This window comes from Pyxidicoccus xibeiensis (assembly GCF_024198175.1).
GTDB classification, from domain to species: domain Bacteria; phylum Myxococcota; class Myxococcia; order Myxococcales; family Myxococcaceae; genus Myxococcus; species Myxococcus xibeiensis.
This window is the reverse complement of record NZ_JAJVKV010000001.1, coordinates 1339332-1359532: the sequence shown is the minus strand read 5'-3', so window position 1 is coordinate 1359532 and position 20201 is coordinate 1339332. Positions and strand designations below refer to the sequence as shown.

At 68.6% G+C, this 20201-nt stretch carries 18 protein-coding genes; 9 read left to right on the top strand and 9 right to left on the bottom strand.

Going from position 1 to position 20201, the window contains the following annotated elements; genetic code table 11:
• Window positions 1-178 precede the first annotated feature (178 nt).
• The 5 genes from LXT23_RS05545 to sitA5 all read right to left on the bottom strand — a co-directional run bounded on the left by LXT23_RS05545 (window position 179) and on the right by sitA5 (window position 5462).
• Window positions 179-1396: an aminotransferase-like domain-containing protein gene (locus LXT23_RS05545; RefSeq protein WP_253979010.1), complete on the bottom strand. Its 1218-nt coding sequence runs from the start codon at window positions 1394-1396 to the stop codon at window positions 179-181.
• A 5-nt stretch (window positions 1397-1401) separates the two neighbouring features.
• Complete coding sequence (locus LXT23_RS05540) at window positions 1402-1878, bottom strand: Lrp/AsnC family transcriptional regulator (RefSeq protein ID WP_253979009.1); 477 nt, start codon at window positions 1876-1878, stop codon at window positions 1402-1404.
• A gap of 484 nt (window positions 1879-2362) precedes the next feature.
• A complete protein-coding gene (locus tag LXT23_RS05535) occupies window positions 2363-3307 on the bottom strand; it encodes a TraB/GumN family protein (protein WP_253979008.1) in 945 nt (314 codons plus the stop codon).
• A gap of 85 nt (window positions 3308-3392) precedes the next feature.
• Complete coding sequence (locus LXT23_RS05530) at window positions 3393-3998, bottom strand: pentapeptide repeat-containing protein (protein ID WP_253979007.1); 606 nt, start codon at window positions 3996-3998, stop codon at window positions 3393-3395.
• Window positions 3999-4010: 12 nt separating this feature from the next.
• Window positions 4011-5462, bottom strand: coding sequence for a SitA5 family polymorphic toxin (sitA5, locus tag LXT23_RS05525; RefSeq protein ID WP_456104434.1), 1452 nt, complete (start codon window positions 5460-5462; stop codon window positions 4011-4013).
• 302 nt (window positions 5463-5764) lie between these two features.
• Here sitA5 and LXT23_RS05520 point away from each other — a divergent pair, with 302 nt between their 5' ends.
• Both LXT23_RS05520 and LXT23_RS05515 read left to right on the top strand, forming a co-directional pair.
• The gene (locus LXT23_RS05520) at window positions 5765-6895 is read left to right on the top strand and encodes a PAAR-like domain-containing protein (RefSeq protein ID WP_253979005.1); all 1131 of its coding nucleotides are present in this window, start codon (window positions 5765-5767) and stop codon (window positions 6893-6895) included.
• A gap of 5 nt (window positions 6896-6900) precedes the next feature.
• On the top strand, window positions 6901-7482 hold the full coding sequence (locus tag LXT23_RS05515; RefSeq protein WP_253979004.1) for an imm11 family protein: 582 nt from the start codon (window positions 6901-6903) through the stop codon (window positions 7480-7482).
• A gap of 19 nt (window positions 7483-7501) precedes the next feature.
• Here the strand turns inward: LXT23_RS05515 and LXT23_RS05510 are convergent, their stop codons facing one another.
• Window positions 7502-8422 carry a DUF2381 family protein gene (locus tag LXT23_RS05510; protein ID WP_253979003.1) on the bottom strand — a complete coding sequence of 307 codons (921 nt, stop codon included), beginning with the start codon at window positions 8420-8422 and terminating at the stop codon, window positions 7502-7504.
• Window positions 8423-8521: 99 nt separating this feature from the next.
• The gene (locus tag LXT23_RS05505) at window positions 8522-10375 is read right to left on the bottom strand and encodes a protein kinase domain-containing protein (RefSeq protein ID WP_253979002.1); all 1854 of its coding nucleotides are present in this window, start codon (window positions 10373-10375) and stop codon (window positions 8522-8524) included.
• Between the two features lie 192 nt (window positions 10376-10567).
• Here LXT23_RS05505 and LXT23_RS05500 point away from each other — a divergent pair, with 192 nt between their 5' ends.
• On the top strand, window positions 10568-10924 hold the full coding sequence (locus tag LXT23_RS05500; RefSeq protein ID WP_253979001.1) for a helix-turn-helix domain-containing protein: 357 nt from the start codon (window positions 10568-10570) through the stop codon (window positions 10922-10924).
• 8 nt (window positions 10925-10932) lie between these two features.
• On the opposite strand, the gene LXT23_RS05495 is transcribed toward LXT23_RS05500, so the two are convergent.
• The gene (locus tag LXT23_RS05495) at window positions 10933-12105 is read right to left on the bottom strand and encodes a serine/threonine-protein kinase (RefSeq protein ID WP_253979000.1); all 1173 of its coding nucleotides are present in this window, start codon (window positions 12103-12105) and stop codon (window positions 10933-10935) included.
• A gap of 20 nt (window positions 12106-12125) precedes the next feature.
• On the bottom strand, window positions 12126-12737 hold the full coding sequence (locus LXT23_RS05490) for a hypothetical protein (RefSeq protein WP_253978999.1): 612 nt from the start codon (window positions 12735-12737) through the stop codon (window positions 12126-12128).
• 354 nt (window positions 12738-13091) lie between these two features.
• On the opposite strand from LXT23_RS05490, the gene LXT23_RS05485 reads away from it, so the two are divergent.
• From LXT23_RS05485 to LXT23_RS05460, 6 genes are all read left to right on the top strand, one after another.
• Window positions 13092-13805: a TetR/AcrR family transcriptional regulator gene (locus tag LXT23_RS05485; protein ID WP_253978998.1), complete on the top strand. Its 714-nt coding sequence runs from the start codon at window positions 13092-13094 to the stop codon at window positions 13803-13805.
• A gap of 12 nt (window positions 13806-13817) precedes the next feature.
• Window positions 13818-14813 (top strand): 3-oxoacyl-ACP synthase III family protein, encoded by a 996-nt coding sequence (locus LXT23_RS05480; protein ID WP_253978997.1) that lies wholly within the window; start codon window positions 13818-13820, stop codon window positions 14811-14813.
• A 28-nt stretch (window positions 14814-14841) separates the two neighbouring features.
• Window positions 14842-16404, top strand: coding sequence for an acyl-CoA synthetase (locus LXT23_RS05475; protein ID WP_253978996.1), 1563 nt, complete (start codon window positions 14842-14844; stop codon window positions 16402-16404).
• An 82-nt stretch (window positions 16405-16486) separates the two neighbouring features.
• Window positions 16487-17101, top strand: a complete 615-nt coding sequence (locus LXT23_RS05470; protein WP_253978995.1) for a hypothetical protein — start codon at window positions 16487-16489, stop codon at window positions 17099-17101.
• A 183-nt stretch (window positions 17102-17284) separates the two neighbouring features.
• Window positions 17285-18937 carry a hypothetical protein gene (locus LXT23_RS05465; protein ID WP_256560505.1) on the top strand — a complete coding sequence of 551 codons (1653 nt, stop codon included), beginning with the start codon at window positions 17285-17287 and terminating at the stop codon, window positions 18935-18937.
• Window positions 18938-18939: 2 nt separating this feature from the next.
• Window positions 18940-20133, top strand: coding sequence for an alpha/beta fold hydrolase (locus LXT23_RS05460; RefSeq protein WP_253978993.1), 1194 nt, complete (start codon window positions 18940-18942; stop codon window positions 20131-20133).
• The last annotated feature ends 68 nt before the right edge of the window (window positions 20134-20201 follow it).

Sequence of the window (20201 nt, the reverse complement as noted above, 5' to 3'; positions counted from 1 at the left end):
TCTCCGCGAATGGGGGCGGCGCGAGCCCGCGCCACCCTCGAAAGTGGGCGCAGGCTACGCAACCGGGCCCGTCCTGGCCAGCGGCGAGAGACTTGAAACCTGAATCAAGCTTCAACTTGGGAGAAGCCGCACGCGCCGCGTGGGCTGCAACGCGGCGCGGCACGGTTCTTCCATGGACCTACATGGCCGCGGCAATCACGGCGCCCAGCCGGCGCATGCCCTCGGCAATCAGGTCTGGCGGCCGGTTGGAGTAGTTGAGGCGGAGGAACTCCGGGCGCGGGTTGTTGGCGAAGAAGGGGCTGCCGGGCACGAAGGCCACCTTCTGCTCAATCGCCTTGGGCAGCAGCAGGTCGCCGCTGAGGCCCTCGGGCAGCTCCACCCACAGGAACATGCCGCCCTCGGGCGTGGTCCACTTGGTGCCCGCAGGCATGTGGGCCTCGAGCGCGGCCAGCATGGCGTTGGCGCGCTCGCCGTAGACGGGGCGCAGCGACTCCAGGTGGGCGCCGTAGTCGAAGCGGGTGAGGAGCCTGGCCACCGCGCGCTGGGCGAGCGTGGCGGTGTGCAGGTCCGTGGACTGCTTGGCCACGGTGAGGTTGCGCACGAAGTCGCGCGGGCCCACCACCCAGCCGATGCGCAGGCCCGGGGCGAGCGTCTTGGAGAACGTGCCCAGGGACACGACGACGCCCTCGTCGTCGAAGGCGGCCAGCGACGGCAGGTGCTCGCCGGTGAAGCGCAGCTCGCCGTACGGGTCGTCCTCGAGGATGAGGAAGCGGTGGCGCTGGGCCAGCCGCACCAGCTCGCGCCGGCGCTCCAGCGAGAGGGTGGTGCCCTTGGGGTTCTGGAAGTTGGCGACGACGTACACCAGCTTGGGCCGGTGCGTGGCCAGCAGGCGCTCCAGGTCGTCGGTGCGCATGCCCTGGTCGTCGCTGCCCACGGTGGCGAACTTCGCCTCGTAGCCGCCGAACGTCTGGAGCGCCGCCAGGTAGCTGGGGTTCTCCACGACGACGAGGTCACCCGGGTCCAGCAGCACCTTGGCCACCAGGTCGATGCCCTGCTGCGAGCCGTTGGTGATGAGGACCTGGTCCGCGGTGGACACGCGGCCGCGCTTCTGGAGGTGGCCGCAAATCCACTCGCGCAGGGGGGCGAAGCCCTCGGTGGTGCTGTACTGGAGCGCCGCGCGGCCCTCGGTGGCGAGCACCTCGGCGTGCGCCTCGGCGATGGCCTCCACGGGGAAGAGCTCCGGGGCCGGCAGGCCTCCCGCGAAGGAGAGGATGTCGGGCCGCTCGGCGACCTTCAGGATTTCGCGGACCGCGGACGTCTTGATGCGAGACATCCGCTGGGCCAGCCGCCATACGGGCGGCGGGGGAAGGGGGGCGCTCATCGCGTCGGCGCTCATGCGATTCACTCTCCTTTCAGCTGCTCGGCGGGGACACGCACATGCGTGTCCTCCTTGATGGATGACAGGACGATGGTCGTCTGCGTGCGGGTGACGCCGGCGATGGTGCGCAGCGTCTCCACGAGGAGCGAGTCGAGCGTCTTCGTGTTCGCCGTCTTGACCTTGAGGATGTACGAGTCCTGGCCGGCCACGCGGTGGCACTCCAGGACGTCCGGCAGCGCGAGCACCTTCTTCGCGAAGCCCTCGAAGTACTTGGGATGCTCGACGCTCACCCCGATGAAGGCGGTGATGTCCTTGCCGAGCTTCGACGCGTCCACCCGCGCCGTGTACCCGGTGATGATGCCGCGCTCCTCCAGCTTCCGGATGCGCTCGGCCACCGCCGGCTGCGACAGCCCCACCGCGCGCGACAGCTCCAGCTGCGTCGCGCGGCCGTCGCGCTGCAGCTGGTCGACGATGCGGATGTCGAGTTCGTCGAGGGGCATGGGGTAGGCGGACCTTATTTTTATAGGTGCTTCGAGGTTTCGGCAGTTAATTTAAATTTGATGCACCAAGGATGCAACCCGGGATTTCCCCAGGTGTGCACTGCGGTGCTGGAGCGGAAGGGCCTCCCTGCCAGGTAGGCCTTCGCGGCACATCCGGCGTGGATTGCACGGACGGTGCCACCGCGGAGGCGCGGGTGGGACGCGGTCCTGGCGGGTTTTCAGAGGGGAAATGGGAAGGGAATGCCCCATGGCGGACCCGGGACTTGCCCCACGGGGCGAAGTCGTCGCCCCGCGGTGTGCGCGAGTGGACGGTGGGGCGGGGCGCTGGCCGAGGGGCTGAGGCGAGGCGGTCCACGGCGCCCGAGCGTCGGGGCGCGTAGGCCGTGCTGCCAGCCGTGGGACGGCGCGGCGCTACGTGGGGTGCCGCGCGAGGCGTCGCGGGGCCGTCACGCGGCGGCGGAGTGCGCGAGGAGCCGCGAGGCCATCACTCGGCGGCGGGGGTGCGTGGCAGCTGGCGGACGGAGTGGCCCTGTTTCTGGAGGAGGGCGACGAGGCCCTGGGGGCCGACGACGTGGCCGGCGCCGACGACGACGAAGTGGGTGCGGGGCTGGGCGAGGAGGGCGTCCACGCTGGTGGCCATCTGCGCGTTGCGCTCGAAGAAGATGCGCTCGTAGACGGGGCGGTAGGTGGCGTCGTTGGCGCCCTGGAGGATGAGGGAGGCCATGCCGTCGGCGTCCCCGGCCTTCCAGGCGGCGACGAGCTGTTCGAGGACGGCGCCGGCCTCCTGGGTGCGGCGGAGCTGGTCGCGGAGCATGAGGTCCTGGAGCTTGTCCGGGGTGCCGGCGAGCATGCGGACCTGTCCCTCGGCGGTCTCCAGCTCGAGGATGGCCTTGCCGGCGTCGCGGGCGCGGCCGAGGAAGGCGCGGTCCACGCCATGGCCCTGCTGGTAGCCGGCGCGCTGCAGCTCGGTGACGCTGAGGACCATGCCGGCGAGCCACGGGCGCAGGCTCTCCAGTCCGTCGAGCTGCAGGCCCATGCGGTCGGCGGCGCGGCTGAGGAGGGTGACTGTCTCGGGGTCCAGGCGCTGGGAGAGGCGCTGGCCCTCGGGGAGGCGGCCCAGCTCCATGACGAGCTTCGCCATGGAGTTGGCATCCACCTTGCCGACATCCACCTCGACGACCAGCGCGTCGGACTTCGCGAAGGCGGTCTCCATGGCGGGAGGGAGGGTGAGCTCGCCCTCGCGGCCCATGTGGATGGAGCCGACGACGTAAGCAGTGCCGCCGCGCCCGTGTCCGTCCTTCACCTCCCAGAGGAAGGCGTGGCCGGTGTCGACGGGGGTGTACGTCTTCGCCGGGGTGGGCGTGGAGGCACAGCCCCCACCGAGCAGCGCGGTGAGGAGCAGGGACGTCAGCAGGAACAGGTGCTTCATGGCGGGCGGTTCCCCCGTGGGTGGCGGGGGCATCGAAGCATCGGCCCGCCCGTGGAGTCGAGGCGCTCCGGGTGCGGGTGGAAGGTCAGAGAATCACGCCATCGAGGCGGTCGAGGACGGCACGGATGGCTTCTTCGCTGGTGTCAAAGCGTTTAGCGAGCGCAGTGGCGGAGTCCGTCACGGCTACGGTTTGCGGCGGGGACATCAGGAAGGACTCCACCATGATGCGGGTTGTCCCCGGCCAGGGCAGCGCGAGCAGTTCCTTGTTGCGGCGCATGGGGTCGAGGATGGTGAAGCAGGGCCAGGACGGGAGCTTCAGGCTGCCGGGGTCGCAGTCGACGAAGCGACAAGCGGTCAGGTGTGCACCCGTGAAGTCGCAGTCCTCGATACCGCCGCGCTCCGGCTTTTCATCGTAGGGCCAGCGACCGAAGTCACAGCCGGTCATCGTGCCCGTGAATCGGCAGCCCTTCAGATTGGCATGGGTCCAGGGGAAGTTCTTCAGCTCCCGTTTCACCTCGATGGTGCAGTCGATGAGGCGTGGGCCGATGAGAATCAGATTCCTCGCGGCAACCCTCAGGACCAGGGTGCAATTCCGAAGCGTCAGGTTTGGACCCAGGAAGCCAATGTCCCCGGCCTTGATTTCGAGCCGCTCGTTTTCAATGTCCCGGTTCTCGATATTGAGCTGAGGCATCTTCCCGCCCCCTTAAAAGGTGATCATGCGGAAGAGGACATCCACCATGCGCTGGCCGTGCAAGGCCAGGTTCGAGTCCGTTCCAGAGAGAAGCTCGTACTTGTAGCCCGTAGAGGGGTCAATCACGTCGACACCTCGTAGATTCCACCTCAACTGGGGAAACTGGCTTCGCAGCACTCTTTCCACGAAGCGTCCCCGGGCTTGTCGCTCCAGGAGTCTCGCCATCCAGTGCTCCCCGCGAGAAACCGCCTGGGTGATGGCCTTTTGCTCTTCCAGTCGGAGTTCGTGAGGGCCCCACCTCTGGGCTGCCCGGAGCGCGGCGGCTTGAAGTTGGTCCCCCACCGGGTCTGTCGCCGGAATGTCCTTCAGCGGTTTCTTCGCGGGCACATGCCAGCGCTGCCCGTTGATGAGTACCTGCCGGTTTCCACCCTGGTGCTGGATGACGGTGGTGGCCTTCACCCGCGAGCCCGCCGCGCTGCCCGGGCTGCGCGTCAGGATGGAGAAGGTGCCCTCCGACGAGGCCGCCACCGTCTCCACCTCTGCCATCGTCGCGAGGCGCAAGCCACCCTGCGCCTCGGCCTGTACGGACGCCTGCGCGAAGCCGGGCAGCCTGGGCAGCTTCTCCGCCAGCTTCGCCACCGAGCCGCCCAGCACCGCGGTGGCCAGCAGCACCAGCACGCGCGCGGTATTCTCGCCCATCACCTTGCCGAAGTTCTCTCCGGCCGAGCTCAGCTCGTCAAAGGAGGTCGCCCTGTCCGCGTCCTCCACCAGCCGCGTCCAACCGCGCATCAGGCTCCACACCGTGTCCACGCCCAGCCAGGCGAGCAGGCCTACCGTCAGGCCGGCCGCGATGCCCTTGGAGACAGGCTCGGGTAGCACCCAGAGCAGCAGGTAGAGGGCGGCAATCCACACCAGCATGGCGAGCACGGCGGAGGGCTCCACCATCCCCTTGAGCGCCAGCTTCGTCTCCTCCAGCACCGAGCCGAGCGAGAGCGCCAGGGCCAGCGCGTACCTGTCGTCACCTCGCACGGTGGGACCATCCGCCAGCAGGTGCAGACAGTCCCCGCCGCCCTGGGCCCGCTGGCACCAGCGCAGGTACTCGCGCGTCAGCTCCACCTCCGCCCGCGAGGTGGAGGCCGTTACCTCCACGGGCGCCACCCGGATGATGGGGCCCTCCTCCGCGCGCGCCGCATGCCCACCCTCAGCCACCTGGGGGAGGAGTCGCCGCACCGCCTTCTGGGGCTGGGCCGAGGGGTGGGCTTCTTGCGCCAGCTTCGCCACGGCCTCGGTGAAGTCGTCCTCATCCAGCTCCACGGGCTCCACGGACACGGTGCGAGGAGACACGACGCTCAGCTCATACCGGGCTGCCCCGCCTTCATCCGCCCGTGCGCGCGTGACACGTGGAGTGCCGCTGCACGCGGTCAGTACGACCAGCAGGACGGCACCCGTTCGACGGAGCGGCATGTGGCTTCCAGGAGAGGGATGTGGGGGCGGAAGCATCGAACCATCGGCTACCCCGTGGCGTCGAGACATTCGAGAGGCGCGTGGCTCGCGTTCACCGCCTCGCAGCCGAGCAGGGAGAAGCGATGACAAGGTCGCCTCTGTCCTCTTTCAGGTGACGCACCTCCCTGTGGAGCACTCGCTCCCGTCATGCGGATTCGCGAGGCTGACCCTGCCCGGACTTGCTGAGTCGACCAGGCTGGGCCGGGAGTCCGGGCGCGGGCGAAGCCGCTGAACGAAACGCCGACACGTGTCGGGAGTCCGTCATGTCCGACAAGAGCGAGGTGTTCGTCAACGGCATGACGCCCGTCACCACCGAGAGTGGGGGCCGGGTGGTGGGCTTCCCGGACGTGTGCAAGGCGCCAGGGCCGGGCGGGCCCATGCCCATCCCGTTCCCCAACATCGCATTGAGCAGGGATTTGGAGAGCGGCTCCAGGACGGTGCGCATCAACGGCGCACCTGTGGCATTGAAGGACTCGCACATCGGTAGCTCCACCGGCAACGAGGCAGGCACGGCGGGTGGAGGCGTGGTGTCCGGCAAGACGAAGGGGCGCGCGCACCCGGTCACCTTCTCCTTGGATGTGCGCATTGAGGGCAAGCCGGTGGTGCGCAACTTCGACCTGTTCACCTTGAACGACCACAACACGGCGCCCTTTCCCATCATGCAGCCACAAGGGGCGCCCCCTGTGGCAGGGCGGGTGGGCGAAGTGGAAGTCGAGCAGCCCGTGGAACCATGCGACTGGTGCGGAAAGCCGAAGCACGAGTTCGACAGGAAGGGGCGAGTGGGCGGCAACCTGGGGAACTCCGCGGTGCTGGGGCGCAACATGCTGGAGGGGCGTGAGCTGTCCGTGCATCCCTGGTACGTGGGGCCTTTCTCCGTGGCCGCGCACCACCTCATCTGCCTGGAGGCGCTGGACGACGGCAGCTGGGCCACCTTCTGCTCGCAGTTCGGCTATCACCCGGACCGCAAGCCCAACGGCGTCTTTCTTCCAATGAAGATGGCGCTCGCATGCCACTTGTTCGTCGCGGTGCACCGAGGGAACCACGCGGAGGGCTTCGCCTTCGACCTGCACCTGCCGTATCCCAAGGCCGTCAAGAAGAAGCTCAAGGACATCACGAAGAAGTTGGAGACTGGCGAGTTCTGCTCCAACCCAGACGCGCTCATCAAGGCGATGGACACGCTGAGCGCGGAGATTCTGACCAGCATCAGCTCGGGCCTGTGGACGCTCACCCGGGATGGGCACGACTACCTGGCCGGGGGAGCGGGGTGCGGAGGGCTGAAGAGCATCAGTCAGAAGCCGACTCTCGCGCCATGCCCCCACGGACGGCGGCATGGCCTCACCCATGGAGTGATGGGACATCCGCTGGCGCCGAGAGCCCTCGCCGTTGGAGAGTGATTTTCATGCAGACCGAATACTTCGTCATTGAGTCCGCCGCCTCGAATGCTCATCCCATGCTGGCGTGGGACGAGTACCTCGTCGGATTCTCCAGGCCCAAGCCGGTCGGCCCCTTTCCCCTCCCTGTTCGGTTGCGACTCGGGAAACCCATTCCGAGAAACCCCGTCATGGTGGACCACCACGAACTGCCGGAGCCGGTGTTTTCCCCTCGTCTCAAGGAAGCGCTGGAGCCGCTCGACGTCTACGGCGTGCAGTTCGTCCAGGCAGACGTCAAGGTGAAGCCCGAGGACGTAAGGCGCTACTGGATTGTACACGTCTACAACTGGATTGCCTGTGTCGACCGGACCCGCTCGGTGCTTTCCCTCTATGACGACGGAAGCGTCCTCGGGGTCAAGAAGCTGGTGCTGGATGAGCAGGTACTCCAGGAGATTCCCCTGGAGCGGCGGCGGATCTTCTGCTTGGCGGAAGCCATCTCCACCCACGTCTTCCACCAGTCCATTGTGGAGAAGGTGCTAGCGCTCCAACCGGAGGGCCTGCGCTTCATCCGTGTGGACAAATGGAGCGACTCGGCCGCCTTCCAGCCCTGAGCTGACGCCCGCCGCGCGCTCACGGAAGCATCACGCCATGGATGATGGCCGTCCTGCCGCCCTCCGCCTCCCATATCCGGAGGGTGAACGGGCCCTGGGACTCCATGCCAGAGGTTTCCGCCTCCACGACCAGGGTGAGCCAGTCGCCCGGCGGGATGGCTGCCCTGGGCCACACTTCGAGCACCTTCAGTTCGACCCCTTTTCTGCCCTCCAGCGCCAACCTCGCATCGTGTGCGGTCCAGGGGGCCATGCCTTCGGGATTCACCAATCTCGCCGTTACGGCCACGCGCCCGGTGGCACGGAAGCTCGCCACGGGCCCATCCACGTGCAGGGCACTTGTCTTGGAGGCCTTGGCGCTCTTGCTGTTATCCCTGGCCGCGAAAGCGCGCATGTCGAGCAGGCTCAAGGCGTGAAGCCCCGCGAGACCTCCGGGGGCCGCATTCTGACCACGGAGCCGAGCGTTTTCTTCCTCGAGTTGGCGGACCTGCTCCTCCCGTGCTCTGAGTTCCTGGTGGAAGGACTCCACCGGACGCGTTTGCCGGTGTACGTCCACCAGGGGCTCGGCCAGCGTGGGGTGTACGATCAGCTGGAAGGCAGCACTTGTCGGGGCGGCGGTATCTTTGAAACGCACCGTCAGCCGGAGCCTCTCACCCGCCGCCAGCTTCTCGGAAGGCACCAGCTTGAGGCTGCTCGCTCCGGGCTCGGCTTGCGTGAATCGGTCCACGCCGTCGAGCGTCATGGAGCCCGGAACGAGCGTTCCATCGAAGTTGATGAGGGTCACCTGGCCCGGGCTGATGCAGACCTGAGCGGGCTCTGGCGGAGTCGTTGCGGAGAGCTCGACGTGATGAACGCCCGTCTTGCAGGAAGTGGCGTCCGGCTCGGCGGACGCGGGACCGGTCAGCAGGGCCGGTAGGAGGAACGCGAGCGGCGAGGCGAGCACGAAGCAGAACCTCCGGAGAGGGCACGCGGGGGGAGAACCTTCCGCGTCGTCTCTAGCATGAGCGGCGCGGTGTGCCCGCCTGTGCTTCGGGGCGGGGACCTATTCGAAGCTTTTCACCGCCTCCAGGTATCCAACGGAGAAGACCTTGACGTTGGTCGGGCTGCTGCCGGGCTCGAGTTCGAGCCCTCTCTTTCCCTCTGAATCAAGTAGCTCCATGCAGACGGGGACGGTGCGGCCCGTGTTCTTGAGTCGCGCCTGGGTGATTCTCCCGTAGACACGGTCTCCAAAGACGAGCCGGCCGGAGAGCATCGAGCCGTTCGGGATGTCGCCAAAATCCGAACCTGGGAGGAAGACCGAGATCCAGCCTTCTCGCACCGTGAGGACACGGTTCCCACCGCCGAACGTCCACGCTTCCCCGTCGCCCACGTCGATGTCGAGCTCCTTCATCGCCTCGATAGCGCCGGGTGGACACGGCTCGGGGAGCGGCTTCTCACGCACCTGTGCCCCCGGGCAGCCGAGCAGCGCGCAGGCAGTCGCCGCCACCTTGAGCGCCTTGCCCGTGCCGCTTCGCGCATTGACTGGCGGCGTGGGCTGACCCGGCGTGCCAGCCGGATGTTGCGTCATCACGGGGGTCGGTTCCTTCGGAGTCATCGCTGGAAGCTCGCTGGCCGCGGAAGGGTTGACAGCTTCGGGCGGGGCCGCGGCTCCGTCACTTTCCGGCGCCCGCTCAGGCGACGCCACTTTCCGGCCCGGTCCGCTTCCTTCGTCGGCGAAAGGCGGAGACCTTGCGCCTCCGAGGTGTGCAATGGCCACGCTCAGCACGACGAGCATCCCTGATAGCACCAGAGCCCTTGCGACCCAGCTTGCCGAAGAAGCCACCATCACCGGGGTTGCCCGAGCAGGCATGGACTTCGACCCGTCCAGGGGCGGTGTCGGGGACGCATCTGGAGCAGGCGACACGGCGATGGGCTCCGCTCCCGCGCCGAGCCGTGGCGGCCGCCTTCCCCGGCGCGGCGGCACATCCTTCCGGACCTCGTTGAGCCAGACCACCTCCTCGTCTGCCTCCGGCCCAGGGTGGGTGGTGACGTTGTGCTCGTCATGCGAGTCGCACAGGGGCACATGCCACTCAGGCGTGTCCCGCGTCAGCAGTTCCTCCAGCCGCGCCACCAGCGCTCCTGCATCCGGTCGCAGCTCCGGATGCTTCTCCAGGAGCCGCAGACCCAGCGCACTCAGCTCCTCGGGGACGCGGCCATTGCGGACGCGGGGCGCCACGGGAGGCTGGGCGATGACCGCCGCCTCGTCATCCTCCAGCCCTACGTGAAACGGCTTCCTGCCCGTCAGCAGCCAGTAGAGCACCACGCCCAGGGCATACAGGTCGTCTGCAGGCGTGGAGCGGTAGTGCGCATCGGGACTCTCGAGGTGTTCCCGGTGGAAGCGCCAGGCCTCCGGGCTCAGGTACGCGCGCGTACCAGGAGGCAGTAAGCCTCCCGTGAGCGGGGATGTGTCCTCGTGACTGCCCACGCCCAGGTCCACGAGCACCGCCTCGCCATCCCCCTCGCGCACGAGGATGTTGGCTTCCTTCACGTCGCGATGGAGCACCTTGCCCTGGTGCAGGGCCCCAAGCGCCCGCGCCACGCCACGGGCCCGGAGCAGCACCGCATGCGCGGACGGGTTCTCCGCGTCCGCCCAGACATCCAGCTGGCGCCCCTCCACGTATTCCATGATGACGACGAGGAAGCGTGGCGCCTGGTCCGGCCAGTGCCAGTACCCCAGCAGGCGCACGACGTTGGGGTGCTTCACCCGCGCCAGCATGAGCAGTTCGCGCTCGCCCCAGTCTCCCAGGCCCGACAGGGGCAGCAGCTTCAGCGCGTACCGCTGCCCGCCCCGCTCGGCGAGGTACACCGTGCCGAAGCCCCCCTGGCCGACGCGCGCCTTCAGGACGTACCCGCCCACGTCGTCCCCAGGCGCTGGCTCTGGCGGCGGCACTCTGTCGCGTGGATTCATGGAAGGAACGCGACGCTATCAAGCCGCGTGTCGAGGGCCTCGGACCGCGGTCCGGAGGCCGACGTAACAGGTAATGCCGAGGAGGAACCCCCAGCGTATGATGTCGGCGCCTCGGGTGCTCTCCCACCCAGCCTCCCCGCCATGAACGAGAAGCTCGCAGCAGTCATCGGAAAAGCCGCACGTGCCGCCCGCGAGCAACTGGGCCTTACCCAGGCCGAAGTGGCCGAGCTGATGGACCTCTCTCCCGTCGTCTACAACCGGCTGGAGCGTGGGCGCATGCTCCCCAGTGTCCCGACGCTCGTCCGGCTCTGCGAGACGCTCAAGGTGTCCTCGGAGGTCCTGCTCGGGGAGGACCGCCCCGCCACCCGGGCGAAGGGCAAGGACAAGCCCGGCAGGGAGGACCCGCCCTCCCTGCATCACCTGACGGAGCTCTCGCGCAAGCTGGATGAGACCCAGCGGCACGTGCTCATCCACATGGCGAAGGTCCTGCTCCGCTGAGCGAGGCTCTACCGTGGCTGCACCTTCATCGCTGGCATCAGCTCGTGGGCCTCCAGGCCCGAGGGATAGAGGTCACCCTCCAGGGGCTCTCCGAGGTCCCGCATGGCGCTGGCGTCGGTGATGACATGCTCCATGTCCTCGGCGACCTCCCTGCGCCCGTACCCGGGCTGCAGCGCATGGAGCTGGGTGCGTAGCTCTCGGCACAGTTCCTCCGCCGTAGCGTACCGGTCGGCGGGCTGCTTCTGGAGGGCACGGCGCAGGAGGGCCTGGAGTCCCTCTGGAAGCATCGCCGTCGCACGTTCGACATCCTCGTGCGTGCAGCGCTTCACGAGGGCAATCATCTGCCGGAGGGGCAGGTCGGGCTCTTCGTCCGCGCGCACGTTCGCTTCGACTTCGTCCAGGTGTGAGCGCTCCTGGACCAGCCAGAAGCCGAAGAGATGCCGGTTCGTCAGCGCCTCCAGCAGCACCAGCCCGAGCGAGAAGACGTCAGCCCGCACGTCCATGGGCGCGCCGAGCAGGTACTCGGGAGAGGCGTACATGAGGTCCCCCTTCAAGAGGTGCTCGGGCGTCTCCTCCCGTCCCACCCGCTTCGAGTACGCCGCCCCGAAGTCCGTCAGCTTCACCTGCCCCGTCTTCCGCTCCACGCGGATGTTCCGGGGGCTCACGTCGCGGTGGATGATGCCCAGCGGCTTGCCGTCCTCGCCCACGAGCGTATGGGCATGGTGGAGGGCATCCGCGACCTCGACGGCGACGTACACGGCGAAGGCGGGAGGCAGGGGCCGGCCGCGCATCGCCGCCACCGTGATGAGCGCATCGAGCGAAGGCCCCTCCACGTACTCCAGGATGGTGTGAGGCATCTGGCCGATGACGCGGAAGTGATGGACCTGCGCAATCGCGGGATGGCGCAGGCGGAGGGCCAGCAGCACCTCCTCTCTCAAGCGCTGCCGCATCTCGAAGGAGGCGGGATTGCGGAGCCGCTTGACGACCACGAGGCCCGGAGGCCCATGGCGCAGGCTTCGCTCGAACAGGAGCACCTGCTCACCGTTGTCCCGCCCCTCCAGGTGACGCACGAGCCGGAACTCCACGGGGCCCGCATGGAAGTTCGTGCGTGCCAGTTCCTGGCTCAGTTGCTCCAGTCCCCGGGCGAGCGCGCTCTTCCGGGCCTTCTTCTCGTGTGCCATGTCGGTCCTCTCCGAGCGGGCTACTTCGGCTCCACGGTGACGACCACGCCATGGTGGAAGGTGCTGTTCGGAAGCGTCGGCACGCTTCGGTCCTCGCGGAAGCCTCCCTCCTGGGAGGAGTAGAAGTTGCCGACCACGAACTCGCCGGCCCGCAGCGTGCCGTCCTGGACCTGGACGGGGCCGGCGCACTGGACGGGGATGCCCGTCAGCACCATGACCAGGCAGCCGTCGGGCCGGAGCACCGCGAGCGGCGCGAAGCGAAGCAGTCGCGCGTTGAGCGTCTCGCGGGAGACGGGCTGGCCCCCCAGCGCCACCTCCGCGAGCAGGTACGTCGCTGCCGTCCTGGGCCCGGTCCGCTGCATGCCACCGTCCGTGCTGTCGAAGGACAGCAGCAGCCACAGGCGCCGGGCCTCCTCAGGCGTCAGGCGGTCCTCCGCCAGCAGCGAATCGGCCCGGAGGCCCGCGTTGAGCAGCAGCATCCCGAAGTCGTCGGTGTTCGCCAGGAGCGTCCGTGGGTCGCCGTAGACGGCGGACTGCCTTCCGGAGCAGCCCGTCACCACCACCAGGAGCAGGAGCCCCCACGACACTCCGATGCGAGCCCCAGCCAGCGTGTCCTGTCTCGTCAGGTTCATGTGCGGATTAACCTCCTGGGTTGTTAAACCTGACGGGCTATCACAAGACTACTCCCAGGAGAAGCCGAGCCCTCGCCTCCAGGGTGTCGGACGGTGTGGGTGGCGCGAGATGCTCACGGCGTGTCCTCGGCATCACCCCGCGCGCGACGAACGAACGCACCGGTCGTGAGCGACCCTCCCGTGACCTCCAGGGGTTGCCCCCGGAAACCTGCCCTCACCGGTTTCGCGGTAGGCTCCCGGCATGGCAGTGCGAGGTCCGCGCTGACGCTCCGCGTCGCACCCTCAACATGACGCGTGGAGCCATGGGCCGCGCTTTGACAACCCCGTCAGCCGGGTGCTACCGCTAGGTGAAACATGAATCGGCCTTCAACTTCTCCCGACCGCTCCGGCCCCGTCACGCCGCGCGGTCAAAAGACCCGCGCGAAGCTGCTCAAGGCAGCCGAGTCGGTCTTTGGGGAGAAGGGTTACGAGCGCGCGTCCATCGCGGACATCACCCGCAAGGGCGGCGTGGCCCTCGGCACCTTCTACGTCTACTTCCCCGACAAGCAGTCCATCTTCGTGGAAGTCGTCGACGAGCTCGGCACCCGCCTGCGCCGCCTCATCGGCGAGGCCACCTCCGCCTGCTCCGGCCGTGTCGACGTGGAGCGCGAGGGCCTGCGCACCTTCTTCGAGTTCGTCCGCCAGCACCCCAACCTCTACCGCGTGGTGCGCCAGGCCGAGTTCGTCGACGAGGCCTGCTACCGCCGCTACTACGACCGCTTCGCCAAGGGCTACGTCACCGGCCTCAGCCGCGCCATGGAGGACGGCGAGGTGCGCCGCATGGACCCCGAGGCGCTCGCCTACTGCCTCATGGGCATCGGTGACTTCCTCGGCATGCGCTGGGTGCTCTGGGAAGAGGACCCGGGCCTGGAGCGCGTGCTCGACACCGCCATGAGCCTCATCCAGCACGGCCTCGACGCTCGCACCCCCGCGCCGCGCAACACCGTCAAGGCCGCCCCCGTCTCGAAGTCGAAGAAGAAGAACACCCTGCGCCCCACGCGCCGTCCCGCGCGCGGCGCCCGGAGCTGAAGAACACACGCCATGCGATACGCGCAGATCCTCTCCACTGGCCGCTACGTCCCCGAGAAGGTGCTCACCAACGCCGACGTCGAGAAGATTCTCGGCGAGAAGGTGGACGAGTGGCTCCAGCAGAACGTGGGCATCCGTGAGCGCCACGTCATGGCCGACGACCAGGCCACCAGTGATTTGTGCGTCGCCGCCGCCCGCCAGGCGCTCGAGCGCTCCGGGACGAAGCCGGAGGAGCTGGACCTCATCATCATCGCCACCGACACGCCGGACTACCTCAGCCCCGCCACCGCCTCCGTGGTGCAGGCCAAGCTGGGCGCCCCCAACGCCGGCACGTACGACCTCAACTGCGCCTGCGCCGGGTGGGTGACGGCGCTGGACGTGGCCTCGAAGACGATTGCGGCGGACGACAGCTACCACCGCATCCTCGTCGTCGGCGCGTACGGCATGACGCGCTACGTGAACTGGAAGGACAAGAAGACCTGCACCCTGTTCGCGGACGGCGCGGGCGCGGTGGTGCTGGGCGCGGGCGACAAGCCCGGCTTCATGGGCGCGAAGCTATTGGCCAACGGCGAGTACCACGACGCGCTCGGCATCTACACCGGCGGCACGCACCGCCCGGCCACCGCGGAGACGCTGCTGCTCACCGACGGCAAGCCCTCGGTGCAGTTCGTCCGCAAGTTCCCCGCCACCTTCAACACCGAGCGCTGGCCCATCCTGCTGGACCAGCTCCTCAAGCGGCAGCACCAGACGCTGGACGACGTGAAGCTCTTCGTCTTCACCCAGCTCAACCTGAGGACCATCGAAGCCACCATGAAGGTGCTGGGCCAGCCCATGGAGAAGGCCCACTACACCATGGACAAGTGGGGCTACACCGGCTCGGCCTGCATCCCGATGACGCTCGACGACGCGGTTGTGCAGGGCAAGGTGCGGCGGGGCGACCTGGTGGCCTTCTGTGCCAGCGGCGGCGGCCTGGCCATGGCGTCCGCCCTCTACCGGTGGACGGCCTGAGCCAGTCCGCGTGAAGGAGGGGACGCGCATGTTCATCGGAGACTGGATGGGGCGGGGCGCCCTCTACTGGCCCGAGCACGTCGCGGTGGTGGACACCGCGAAGGGTGGGGCCGGCCGCTTCACCTACCGTGCCCTGAATGCGCGCGCCGAGGCGCTCGGCGGCTGGCTGCGCGACGTGGCCGGCGTGAAGCGTGGAGACCGCGTGGGCCTCGTGGCCCACAACGGCGTGGAGTACCTGGACGCCCTCTTCGCCTGCGGGAAGCTGGGCGCCGTCTTCGTCCCCTACAACTGGCGCCTGCACGCCACCGAGCTCACCGACCTGGTGCGCGCCATCCGCCCGCGCGTGCTCCTCTTCGGCGACGACTTCCGCGACGGCGTGGCCCAGGTGCGCGAGCGCCTGGGCAGCGAGGGCCCCAGGCTGGTGGCCCTGGAGTCCCAGGGCTTGCCCGGCGCGGACGCCTACGCGGCGGCGCTGGCGCACGTGCCCGCTTCCCCGGTCACGAACGACGCGGTGAAGGAGGAGGACCTCCTCTGCCTGCTCTTCACCGGCGGCACCACCGGGCGCTCGAAGGGCGCGTGCATCAGCTACCGCATGGTGGCGTGGAACACGCTCAACACCCTGGTGCACGAGGTGGTGCCCGGCGACGTCACGGTGACGCACACGCCCATGTTCCACACGGGCGGGCTGCTCGTGTACACGGTGCCGCTGCTCACCGTGGGCGGCACCGTCGTCCTCATGCGGCGGTGGGAGCCGGAGGAGCTGCTCGCCCTCATCCCCCGCGAGAAGGTGACGCTCTTCTTCGCGGTGCCCACGCAGTACCAGCAGCTGCTCGACTCGCCTCGCTTCCGCGACACGGACTTCTCCTCGGTGCGCTTCATGACGAGCGGCGGCGCGGCCCTGCCGGTGACGCTGCTCCACGCGTGGCAGGCGGTGCACGCGGTGCCCTTCAAGCAGGGCTTCGGCATGACGGAGTTCGGCCCGGGCCTGTTCAGCATGGGGCCGGAGTTCGCCGTGTCGAAGGCGGGCTCCATCGGCCGGCCCAACTACTTCATCGCCGCGAAGCTGGTGGACGACGACGGCCGCGAGGTGCCCGTGGGCGAGGTGGGCGAGCTGGTCCTCAAGGGCCCGTCCATGTGCTCCGGCTACTTCGAGGACGAGGCCGCCACGCGAGAGGCCATCGACGCGGACGGCTGGCTGCACACGGGCGACCTGGCGCGGCGGGACTCGGACGGCTTCTACTTCATCGCCGGCCGCAAGAAGGACATGTTCATCTCCGGCGGGGAGAACGTCTACCCGCTGGAGCTGGAGTCCGCCCTCTACGAGCACCCCGCCGTGCAGCAGTGCGCCGTGGTGGGCGTGCCCGATGCGAAGTGGGGCGAGGTTGGCCGCGCCTTCGTGGTGCTGAAGCCAGGCGAGCGGGCGTCCTCGGAGGACCTGCTGGAGCACCTGCGCGGCCGGGTGGCGCGCTTCAAGGTGCCCAAGCGGGTGGAGCTGGTGGAGCGCCTGCCGCTGTCCGCGGCGGGGAAGATTCTCAAGCGTGAGCTGCGCGAGGCGGCCATCGCCGCGGAGCAGGGCACATCACAGGGCTGAGCGGCCCGTGCGGCGGCCCTTCCGTCATCACCTGTCACGACATCCCGGCGGTTGGTGCCGCCGGAGTAAGAGGAGCAATCCCATGAAGACGAAGCTGCTTTCCGCGGTGATGCTGTGCACGGTGGGCCTGGCGGGCTGTGGTGATGACGGCGAGGCGGTGGAGACCAACCTCAACACCCAGTCGGGCATCATGACCTTCCTGGAGGGCAAGACGCTGGTCATGGAGGGGGCGAGCATCCCGAGCCACCCGAACGGCGTCAACGAAGGCACCAACTTCGGCGCCAGCTCCCAGTGCTACCAGAAGGTCACCATGTCGGTGATGGGCGGCAACTTCAAGGTGGACAGCATCCCCGGCACCATCGAGGGCGCGCCGAACACGGGCCAGACGGGGACGTGCAACCCGGAGCTCCCGAAGAACGCGCTGAGCTTCACCTCCACCAACGTGCTCATGGAGAACGTCGCGACGGGAGGCACCTGCTTCGACGTCGTCTTCACCTACCCGAGCTTCAAGCAGGTGGGCCGTGGGAGCTTCTCCGCCGACCGCAAGACGCTGAGCCTGGAGCTCTTCTTCGAGAACGGCGCCACCGGCGCCAACTGTGAAGCCGGCCCGGTGGGCTCGAAGACCGTCAACATCGTCTTCCAGGGCCAGAGCGCGCCGTTCACCGGCGACGCGGTGCAGAAGTACACCATCCAGTAGCGGCGAGCCCCGCCGTTCCGGGGGGAGGGCGCGCTCCCTCCCTCCTTCCGGAAGGCAACAGCAGTGGTTGACGGCCCGGCCCAGGCTTCGCGGAGGCCTCGAGGGCCGCGCCCGGCAGTGAGCGCGGTGACATCTGGACCCGGCCTGTGCGTCGGGAGTGCCCCTCCCGGGGCCGAGGTGCGTATGGCATGGTGGTGGCTGTCTGAGACCCGCAGGACGGCGCGGCGGGCCGTGGTGGCACTGGCCCTGACGCTCGCGGGGGCCGCGTCGGCGCAGAGCACGCCCGTCCCCGGCCTCTATTATGGCGAGTGGTACGAGGAGAAGAACCGGGACGAGGATGCGGAGCCTCGTGAGTTCATCCTCATCAACTACTTCTTCACCCGCCTGTCGCTGACGAATGAGGTGGGAGACCCGGCCGGCCTGCGTGGCGTGGCGCTGGGGCCCATCGGCTCGCTGGCCGGCAGCGCCGTGCGCGCGGAGCCGGGCCGCGCGGCGTACTTCGTCGAGCAACGCTGGATTCCCGTCATCGAGTACAGCCCCCACTTCGTGGACGGGCTCGCCTCCTTCCGCGCCCAGTTCGAGGTGGACTTCCTGTGGGGCCGCTCGGCCAACGCCGTCCAGCAGAACGAGGGCGGCGGGTTCAACGCCGACCAGGTCAACATCCAGACCAAGAACGTCAACGTCGCAATCTATCCCACGCGCAAGCCGAGCCAGCTCACGCTGCTCATCGGCACCCAGCCCGTCTACGACTCCATCTACGACCCCACGCGCACGCCGCTCGCCGACATCACCCGCACCGGCTACAAGCTGACCTACCTGGGCAGCGACGCGACGGGCCTGTCCGTCTTCAGCAGCTACAAGGGCCACGCCAGGCTGAGCCTGCTGCCGCTGGGCACCGCCCAGTCGGACAAGGCCACCCGGGACGACCCGCGCCTCAAGTACATCTGGCTCATCACCGGTGACTACGCGTACCCCGTGCGCCCCGGCACCAACGTGGGCCTGTCGCTCTGGTACCTCAATGACGCCACCAAGGGGGATGCCTACGCCTTCGACGGCCTGGTGAAGAGCGGCCCTTCGTCCACGGGCCTCAACAGCTTCACCGGCACGGCGCGCTTCGAAATCGACCGGCCCACGGGCAGCGTCTTCTGGGTGGGCGCCAACTTCAACCACAACATCGACTTCCGCACGGGCCGGCTCGGCGCCTCCGGCTTCGTCATGTACAACGGGGGCAGGTACACCAGCGACGACCCGGAGCGCTCCGCGCTGGATGAGCTGAACATCTCCGGCCTCGCCGCCAACCTGGAGCTCATGTACCAGTGGGGCCGCGGCCCCGCGGACGTCGTCACGCTGGAGGGCATGTTCTCCACCGGCGACAACAACCTGGGCGACGAGGACTACACCGGCGCCTTCACCCTCAACCAGTACGGCCTGCCGGGCGCGGTGTGGTTCAACCACAAGATGCTCATCCTGTTCCCGTTCACCAGCACCGTGAACAACTACACGGGCGCGGTGACGGACATCTCCAACCAGGGCTACGGCCTGCGCGCCGGCATCGCCTCCGCGGCGTGGGACATCGTCCCCAACAAGCTGAACCTCAAGATGGCGGTGGGCACGGCCAACTCCGGCGCCACGCCGGCCCGGTGGAACCCGGACGTGCGGCGCGGCCGGTACATCGGCACCGAGGTGAACGCGGAGCTGCGCTACCACATCCGCTATCTGATGACGGCCGGCCTGCACGCCGGCTACCTCTTCCGCGGCAGCTTCTACGACGGCTCGACCACCGTGCGGACGAACCCGTGGGCCGCCTTCACCACCTTCACCTGGTACGCGTTCTGACCATGAGCACCTCCCGCGCCTTCACCGCCCTGCTCGTCGCGGCGGGGCTGTCCTCCGCCGGCTGCGTCCGCTCGTACGCCGGCCAGTCCGCCCTGTCCTTCCAGGACCTGGACTACACCTCCGAGGCTACGAAGCAGCCGTGGCCCGTGAAGCGGATGCCGCTGCCCGACACCGCCGCGCAGCTCGGCCTGGCCACCGTGCCCGAGGTGGCCTACGTCGACATGCCGGCCACGAGCCCCGACGCGAAGACGATTGTCTTCGTGCACGGGCTCGGCTCGTACCTGAAGTTCTGGCGCTCGCAGCTCGACGCCTTCCACCAGCAGGGCTACCACGTCGTCGCGGTGGACCTGCCGGGCTTCGGCAAGTCCGACAAGCCGGGCTCCTTCCCGTACACCATGGAGGCCATGGCCGACGTGGTGCGCGAGCTGGTGCGGGGGCTGGGCGTGGACAAGCCCATCCTCGCCGGGCACTCCATGGGCGGGCAGACGTCGCTGTCCTACGCCATCCGCTACCCGGACGAGCTGAGCGCGCTGGTGCTGGTGTCGCCCGCCGGCTTCGAGAAGTTCTCCTGGAAGGAGAAGGCCTGGTTCGAGCGCGTGATGAGCACGGAGTTCATCAAGACCGCGCCCGAGGCCGCCATCTGGGGCAGCGTGCGCCAGGGCAACTTCATGCACTGGCGCCCGGAGCTGGACTGGCTGATTGAAGAGCGCGTGCGGCTGGCGAAGTCGCCCGAGTTCGACTCGTACGCCTACGCCAACGTGCGCACGGTGAAGGGCCTGGCGCACAACGACTTCGTGCGCGACAACCTCCACCGCGTCACCGTGCCCACGCTCATCGTCTACGGCACGGATGACCGGCTCATCCCCAACCCGTTCCTCCACGGCGGCGAGGCGCGCGACATCATGGAGTACGGCGCCTCGCGCATCCCCGGCGCCAGGCTGGTGCCGCTGCAGGGCTGCGGCCACACGGTGCAGCTCGACTGCCCGGCCCGCTTCAACGAGGTGGTGCTGCCCTTCGTGAGCGACGCGGCGCAGGGGCGCATCGCGGTGCCCGAGGGCACGGCGCCGAAGGAGGCCGCGCCGAAGCCGGGCGCGCCCATGGCTCCGTCCACCGGGCCGAACACGCCGGAGGGCACGCCTCCGCCGACGCCGGGCCAGGAGGGCGCTCCGGCGCCCGCGGACGCTCCCCGGCCGTGAGCACTGCCTGCCGCGTCCACTCCCCCACGGCATGGACGCGGCGGTGGCCCCTCCCGGGAAGCAGGGCT

Coding starts and splice junctions, on each gene's coding strand:
- LXT23_RS05515 (WP_253979004.1), top strand. CDS start 6,901: ATGCAGACCGAATACTTCGTCATTGAGTCCGCCGCCTCGAATGCTCAT.
- LXT23_RS05475 (WP_253978996.1), top strand. CDS start 14,842: ATGTTCATCGGAGACTGGATGGGGCGGGGCGCCCTCTACTGGCCCGAG.
- LXT23_RS05530 (WP_253979007.1), bottom strand. CDS start 3,998: ATGCCTCAGCTCAATATCGAGAACCGGGACATTGAAAACGAGCGGCTC.
- LXT23_RS05490 (WP_253978999.1), bottom strand. CDS start 12,737: ATGAACCTGACGAGACAGGACACGCTGGCTGGGGCTCGCATCGGAGTG.
- LXT23_RS05535 (WP_253979008.1), bottom strand. CDS start 3,307: ATGAAGCACCTGTTCCTGCTGACGTCCCTGCTCCTCACCGCGCTGCTC.
- LXT23_RS05540 (WP_253979009.1), bottom strand. CDS start 1,878: ATGCCCCTCGACGAACTCGACATCCGCATCGTCGACCAGCTGCAGCGC.
- LXT23_RS05465 (WP_256560505.1), top strand. CDS start 17,285: ATGGCATGGTGGTGGCTGTCTGAGACCCGCAGGACGGCGCGGCGGGCC.
- sitA5 (WP_456104434.1), bottom strand. CDS start 5,462: ATGCCGCTCCGTCGAACGGGTGCCGTCCTGCTGGTCGTACTGACCGCG.
- LXT23_RS05480 (WP_253978997.1), top strand. CDS start 13,818: ATGCGATACGCGCAGATCCTCTCCACTGGCCGCTACGTCCCCGAGAAG.
- LXT23_RS05500 (WP_253979001.1), top strand. CDS start 10,568: ATGAACGAGAAGCTCGCAGCAGTCATCGGAAAAGCCGCACGTGCCGCC.
- LXT23_RS05485 (WP_253978998.1), top strand. CDS start 13,092: ATGAATCGGCCTTCAACTTCTCCCGACCGCTCCGGCCCCGTCACGCCG.
- LXT23_RS05545 (WP_253979010.1), bottom strand. CDS start 1,396: ATGAGCGCCGACGCGATGAGCGCCCCCCTTCCCCCGCCGCCCGTATGG.
- LXT23_RS05460 (WP_253978993.1), top strand. CDS start 18,940: ATGAGCACCTCCCGCGCCTTCACCGCCCTGCTCGTCGCGGCGGGGCTG.
- LXT23_RS05495 (WP_253979000.1), bottom strand. CDS start 12,105: ATGGCACACGAGAAGAAGGCCCGGAAGAGCGCGCTCGCCCGGGGACTG.
- LXT23_RS05470 (WP_253978995.1), top strand. CDS start 16,487: ATGAAGACGAAGCTGCTTTCCGCGGTGATGCTGTGCACGGTGGGCCTG.
- LXT23_RS05520 (WP_253979005.1), top strand. CDS start 5,765: ATGTCCGACAAGAGCGAGGTGTTCGTCAACGGCATGACGCCCGTCACC.